Annotated in this window: 6 protein-coding genes and 2 tRNA genes; 3 read left to right on the top strand and 5 right to left on the bottom strand. The window is 38.5% G+C overall.

The genetic code is table 11. From position 1 onward, the window contains the following. The first annotated feature begins 82 nt into the window (after window positions 1–82). A tRNA-Gln gene (locus tag R8925_RS15590) sits at window positions 83–157 on the top strand. Between the two features lie 6 nt (window positions 158–163). Beyond that, window positions 164–236, top strand: a tRNA-Lys gene (locus R8925_RS15585). A 45-nt stretch (window positions 237–281) separates the two neighbouring features. On the opposite strand, the gene R8925_RS15580 is transcribed toward R8925_RS15585, so the two are convergent. Together R8925_RS15580 and R8925_RS15575 are read right to left on the bottom strand one after the other, a co-directional pair. Then, window positions 282–1,385: a DUF1648 domain-containing protein gene (locus R8925_RS15580; protein WP_430536708.1), complete on the bottom strand. Its 1,104-nt coding sequence runs from the start codon at window positions 1,383–1,385 to the stop codon at window positions 282–284. After that, window positions 1,385–1,777, bottom strand: coding sequence for a GntR family transcriptional regulator (locus tag R8925_RS15575; RefSeq protein WP_430536707.1), 393 nt, complete (start codon window positions 1,775–1,777; stop codon window positions 1,385–1,387). Before R8925_RS15575 ends, R8925_RS15580 begins: the two co-directional genes overlap by 1 nt. A 185-nt stretch (window positions 1,778–1,962) precedes the next feature. On the opposite strand from R8925_RS15575, the gene R8925_RS15570 reads away from it, so the two are divergent. After that, complete coding sequence (locus tag R8925_RS15570) at window positions 1,963–3,087, top strand: AI-2E family transporter (RefSeq protein ID WP_430536706.1); 1,125 nt, start codon at window positions 1,963–1,965, stop codon at window positions 3,085–3,087. A 58-nt stretch (window positions 3,088–3,145) separates the two neighbouring features. Here R8925_RS15570 and R8925_RS15565 read toward each other — a convergent pair whose 3' ends face one another. Genes R8925_RS15565 through R8925_RS15555 form a run of 3 tightly spaced genes read right to left on the bottom strand, consistent with a single transcriptional unit; the run spans window position 3,146 to window position 5,790 of the window. Then, window positions 3,146–4,030: a sensor histidine kinase gene (locus R8925_RS15565; protein WP_430536705.1), complete on the bottom strand. Its 885-nt coding sequence runs from the start codon at window positions 4,028–4,030 to the stop codon at window positions 3,146–3,148. Window positions 4,031–4,069: 39 nt separating this feature from the next. Next, a complete protein-coding gene (locus tag R8925_RS15560) occupies window positions 4,070–4,867 on the bottom strand; it encodes a hypothetical protein (RefSeq protein ID WP_430536704.1) in 798 nt (265 codons plus the stop codon). Then, the gene (locus tag R8925_RS15555; protein WP_430536703.1) at window positions 4,864–5,790 is read right to left on the bottom strand and encodes an ATP-binding cassette domain-containing protein; all 927 of its coding nucleotides are present in this window, start codon (window positions 5,788–5,790) and stop codon (window positions 4,864–4,866) included. Before R8925_RS15555 ends, R8925_RS15560 begins: the two co-directional genes overlap by 4 nt. Between the last annotated feature and the right edge of the window lie 163 nt (window positions 5,791–5,953).

Below are 5,953 nucleotides of genomic sequence, written 5' to 3'. Positions count from 1 at the left end.
AGCGAAGTGGCTAAACGCGGCGGACTGTAAATCCGCTCCTTCGGGTTCGGCAGTTCGAATCTGCCCCCCTCCACCATATTTTTGGGCTATAGCCAAGCGGTAAGGCAACGGATTTTGATTCCGTCATGCGCCGGTTCGAATCCAGCTAGCCCAGCCATTTTTAGAGCCGTTAGCTCAGTTGGTAGAGCATCTGACTTTTAATCAGAGGGTCGATGGTTCGAGCCCATCACGGCTCATTACAAAAAAGGTAGCAGAATTTAAATTCTGCTACCTTTTTTGTGTTAGCTAAATAAAATGCTGATTACTATAATAATACCCACAATTGCAACGATAGAAAGCCACGCGATTGGTCTAGCCATATTGATTGTCCAACCAACACCGAATCGTTTTTCAATAAAAATTGCTGGATCTTTGCGGTTGAAGTAAAATACGCCTAATTTCCAGTTCTCGTCGTCATTGCGAACTGGTCTAGATTGATTTTCTTGTGGATTTTTATCTAGCTTTATTCTGCTGCCACCTTGGCCAACGTACAGCATCAGGAAAACTAAGCCACCGAATATAACGATGATTACAGCAATCGTCATGATAGCAATAATTGTTTGCGAAATAGGAAAGATAAACGATAATTGAATAACCATAAACATTGTAATCAGCAGTATACACATGCATAAGTTGAATTTACTATATATTAGTCTAAAAAGGATACTTCTTTTCATTGAATCTGTGGGATTATCATTATCAATCACTTGCTTACTTCGTGACATCATATAGTTTATAAACATAAACAGTCCTAACATGAATACTTGCATCACCGGCATCATCATGACAGTCCGATAACTCTTAGCTGCGACTCTTGTTACTTCATTTGCAAAATTATAATGCATCGGAATTTGGCTTGGAATTTGATTGTAATAAATAATTGTCAGCGCTATCGTAATAAAAATCAACGCTAAAGGAATTAAATACCACGCATATGAAATCGTTCGTTTTTGGTGATGGAATGTTGTTTCTACCATAACTATATCCATTTTCTCTCCACTCATTTGCAGATTCTCACGCTTCCAAGCAAGGGATGCTTTATAAAATCGAATGTATATGAGAAACGAGACGATAAGGATGGCAAAAATCGAAATGATAAAGATAACAGCCTGCCAACTCTCATTCGACGTTACAGCTAAGCATAGCGTCGCCACGGCCGTTATTGTAATTCCTACTACTACATTCCACTGCAGGAACTGGCGCTTCATTCTACGCAAATCTGGAGAATGCGCAGCTTTTTCACCTACCATTACGCCAAAACTCTCCCCGCGTCGAATAACATAGGGCGTCACAGCTTGTAATACAACAATCACGAGCATCATTGCGATAAAAATTAGTATCTCCATTATTGCCCCTCCTCAGGTTCAATCTCATCATAGATAGTTGCGCAAATTTTCTCCCACTCCGTTTTGGAAACAGACCGAGAAATGGATTCTGCAATGAGCGGCCTCACTTTTCTTCTCAACTTTTCATAAAAGGCTTCCGTTGCTTTTTCGACGCCATCTGGGTGGATAACTACTCCCTTTTGACGGTGAATCAAAATATAGCCTTCCTGTTTTAGTAATTGGTATGCTTTATTCACAGTATGAAAATTGATACCAATATCACTCGCTAAAATACGCACAGACGGCAAATCATCGCCAGGTTCTAACTCTTTTTTCGCGATACCTTCAATAATTTGGTGCATAATTTGTGTATAAATCGGTTCTTCGGCTTGCAAATCTATTTGAAGTAACATCCACGCACCTTCTTTCTGCAACTGTTATATATATAGTATAACAACTGCTCTAAATATGTCAAGTTATAGATTTAAGTGGCCTTTTCCCCACGATAATGTTACTATTGTTAATAGTATACATATGGAAATCGCTGGACTTGTTAAGATTATTTTCTTGCAAATCCAGTTTAGAAAGGGGACCTATCATGAAAATATCACGCTTCAAAGAGTCCAAATTATTTTTCTGGACATTAGAAATTCTTGCGTTAGTTGTTATCTTATTCGTACTTAATAAGATGAGCTTTATCTTCGCACCAATTGGAGTCATCATTTCAACGCTATTTCTTCCAATTCTGATTGCTGGTTTTTTATTTTATCTATTTAACCCAATCGTTTTATTTCTGGAAAAAAGAAAGGTTCCTCGCTTAGTTAGTGTTCTAAGTATTTTTGTTGCCTTTATTGCAATTTTAGTACTTGCAGTTGTGCAGCTGGGACCAATTTTAGCAGATCAAGTCGCTTCACTTGTAAAAGCTGCTCCGCAATATTGGGAACAATTCCAACATTGGTGGGATAATTTAGTGAAGGATAGTAATATCAAAAATGTCGATATTAAAGCGGAGATGGAGAAGCTAAATATTTCGATTCCAAAGCTTTTAAATACTGTTGTTGGTAGTTTGAGTGGTAGCTTGGGCTTGATTTTTGGCTTTATCTCGGGCTTTGTTATGATTCTTGTGACTGTTCCATTTATCTTATTCTACATGTTTAAAGACGGGCATAAGTTCCTTGATTCTAGTGAGAAATTCTTCCCGCAAGGCATTCGTACAGAGGCACGCGAAATTATTCAAGCGATGAATAAGACCATCTCAACGTATATTTCTAGCCAAGCAATTGACTGTATGTTTGTTGGTATTTTTACGATGATCGGTTATTTCATTATTGGCGAACCATATGCTCTTTTATTCGGCCTAATCGCTGGTGTGACGAATATTATTCCTTATTTAGGGCCATTTATCGGGGCGGCTCCAGCTGTTATCGTTGCCCTATTTGATTCACCTTTACAAGCCGTTCTAGTTATCGTTGTCGTAACTATAGTACAGCAAATCGATTCAAACTTGCTATCGCCTTACATCATGGGTAAATCATTGGCTATTCACCCACTAACAATCATCATCATCCTGATTGTAGCCGGGAATTTAGCAGGAATTCTAGGTATGATTCTAGGCGTGCCAACATACGCTCTCACCAAAACATTGATTGTCAACCTAGTGCGACTGATAAAATTGCGACGCGAAGGAATTGAAGCTGAGAATAGCGAAAACACGGTCGTTTAAAAATCATCAAAAAGCGCTGAAATCAGAGTTCTTAAAACTCATGATTTCAGCGCTTTTATTATTTAAAAATAACCGTAAACATTAATATCTCATCGCTCCATTTGACTGTCAAACTAGCCCCTAATCTTTTTGTTAATAGATCGATAATCGCCAAACCTAGCCCTGTATTATTGCCACTGCGAACTCGGTCAGCGGTATAAAATCTTTCAATCAAACGCGGCACATCAGCTTCTGTCAGTTGGCTCGCCCGATTCGAAAAAGTCAAAACTGCCTTACCATTTTGTTTCGTGAGCGCTATACTCATTGGCCCATCCCCGTGCTTTAACATATTCGAAATAAAGTTATCTACCATACGTTGCAGTGCTTTACGGTCTGTATTCACCTCAATGCCAGGCGCAATCAAAAGCTCTGGCGTAATACCTTTTCTTGAAAAATCTTCATAATAAGAAGCCACACTTTCTGTAATAAAATCCGATAAGTTCATGGATTCTAGTCGTAACTTCCCTTCCTCATTCGATAGTTTCGACAACACAAAGAAATTCTCGACAAGTTCGGTCAGTGTTTGGATTTTATTTTTAATGATGAGGCTATATTTTTCGCGTTCTTCAGGCGTTAATGTATTGCGTTCCATTAATTGTAAGTATCCAGACAAGGAAGTTAATGGCGTTCTTAAATCATGGGAAACATTTTCGATAGTCTCGCGTAATTCCTTGTTTAAGCTCTGAAATTGGCGCTCCGTTTTTGACTTTTCTTCTAACAATTCATTGACGTGAAGGAGCAGTTGCCTGATTTCTGGTGAGGCCACATCCATTGTCAACTGTTCATTTGAGCCACGCCTTGTTGCGATATCCTTTATTTTTGTAGATGTTGTTCGTAGTTGTTTTTTGATTAAAATAATCCAGCCTAACAAAATAACAATTATCGCTCCTAAAAGATAAACCATGCTCACCACCGCTCCCTTCCTCGTCTCTATTTTATCATATTACTTGATTTCCTTAAATCGGAATAAAAACCAGCCTAATATTGTAAAAATCGCCATGTATGCTAATCCTGTTAAAATATTCGTCGTGATTGTGTGCTGACTCAATGCAGAAAGGTCTGACATGACGCTAATTTTGCTAAATAGAAACATGTCTTTGATAACCGTCCATTTTGGTAAGAATACATTCACGAGATTCCTAATAATCGGTTCGATGAATAAAAATGTCAAAATATACGTCACTATTGCGATGCTTTCTTTCGGAATTAAAATGAAGATAAAAAATCCAATTGTGATGAGCGCTAAGTATAAAGGGAGTTGTGCTAACATTCCGAGCAAAATCGCCACAAAATCAACATGACCAACAAAAAGTTGCGCTGATATCGCGATGAATACTGTATATACGACTAACATCAAAGTACCGACTGCCCATCCAGTGACAAGCTTTGAGAAGTAAAAAGTGGAGCGTGAAACACCTGATACGAGAACATTTTGTGCCACACCTGCTGAAAATTCAATACTCCATAGGTTCGAGAATATCGAGATAAATGCCATGGCTAGTACGATACTAAAAGATAACATCAATTGACTCATTTCTGTTCCGGTTAATGTTTTGCTAAGCAATGCTTTATCGGCTGGCGTGAGTGTTTCACCGCTTTGTGATAAGGATATCCAATCTACATTTAGTGCTAAATATATCAAACCAGCTACCACCACTGCGATAACCATTAGCGTGACTAAAGGCATCCACATTTTCCCCTTCGTTAAACGATAGCTATCTGCTCGAATCAATCCAATCATTGATTTTCCCCTCCAATTAAATCTATAAAGTAATCTTCCAAATTCGCCTCAACGACACGCAATTCTGTAATAATAACTCCGGCATCAAACATAACTTGGCTGATTTTTTCCGGCTGATCGATGTATTCAAAAATACGGATTCTACCGTCACTATGAACCTCGTATTGATGCAGTTCCAGTAAGCTCTCTAAATGCATCGTCGCAGCTTCTTTATTCACCGTTTTTAGTACCAAGTAACGCCTGCTTTCGGACTCTAACTCTTCTTTTGACAGCTCTTTTACGAGACGCCCGTTGTTGATAATACCATAACGATTTGCGACTAGTGCTAATTCCGTCAAAATATGACTTGAGATAAAAACTGTTGTGCCATAAGTTTCATTTAATTTTAGAATGATGTTTCGAATCTCAATAATACCCATCGGATCAAGCCCATTAATCGGTTCGTCCAAAATTAAGAAATCTGGATGATGCAAAATAGCAAGCGCAATGCCAAGACGTTGCTTCATTCCCATCGAAAAATTGCGATACTTTTTGCGTCCACTATTCTCCAAGCCAACAAACTCAAGAACCTCATCGATACGTTTCTTATCAGGAATTCCTTTTTGGAGAATATAGTAGTTTAGATTTTGATAGGCGGTTAGATTAGGATATAAGGATGGCCCCTCAATAACCGCACCAATTCTCGTGCGCGCTTGCCGAATATCTTTCGGATGACTTGAGCCAAAAAGCGCTATATCCCCACCATCTGTATGCATTAACTCTGTTACCAAACGAATAAAAGTCGTTTTACCGGCACCATTTTTACCAATAAAGCCATAAATATCTCCTTTTTGAACCGTCATATTCACATGATTCACCGCATAGTTATTTCCGAATTTTTTCGAAAGTGCAGCGGTCTCTAAAATTGTTTCCCTCACAGTCACTCAATCCCTTCCTTCTTTTCGATAAATTAACTATAACAGGGATGTCTCAAGGATGTATGAAGGAGGACTTAAGAAAGTATAAAGAATGAGTCTGAGACAAAAGGTTCTCTGACCTAGAAAAATACGTATCCAAAATCTGCATTTAGATTTTGGATACGTATTT

The sequence above is a fragment of the Listeria rocourtiae subsp. hofi genome, assembly GCF_963575615.1.
Lineage (GTDB): Bacteria > Bacillota > Bacilli > Lactobacillales > Listeriaceae > Listeria_A > Listeria_A hofi.
Note: the sequence above shows the minus strand (reverse complement) of the source record. Positions and strands in the feature narration are given on the sequence as shown.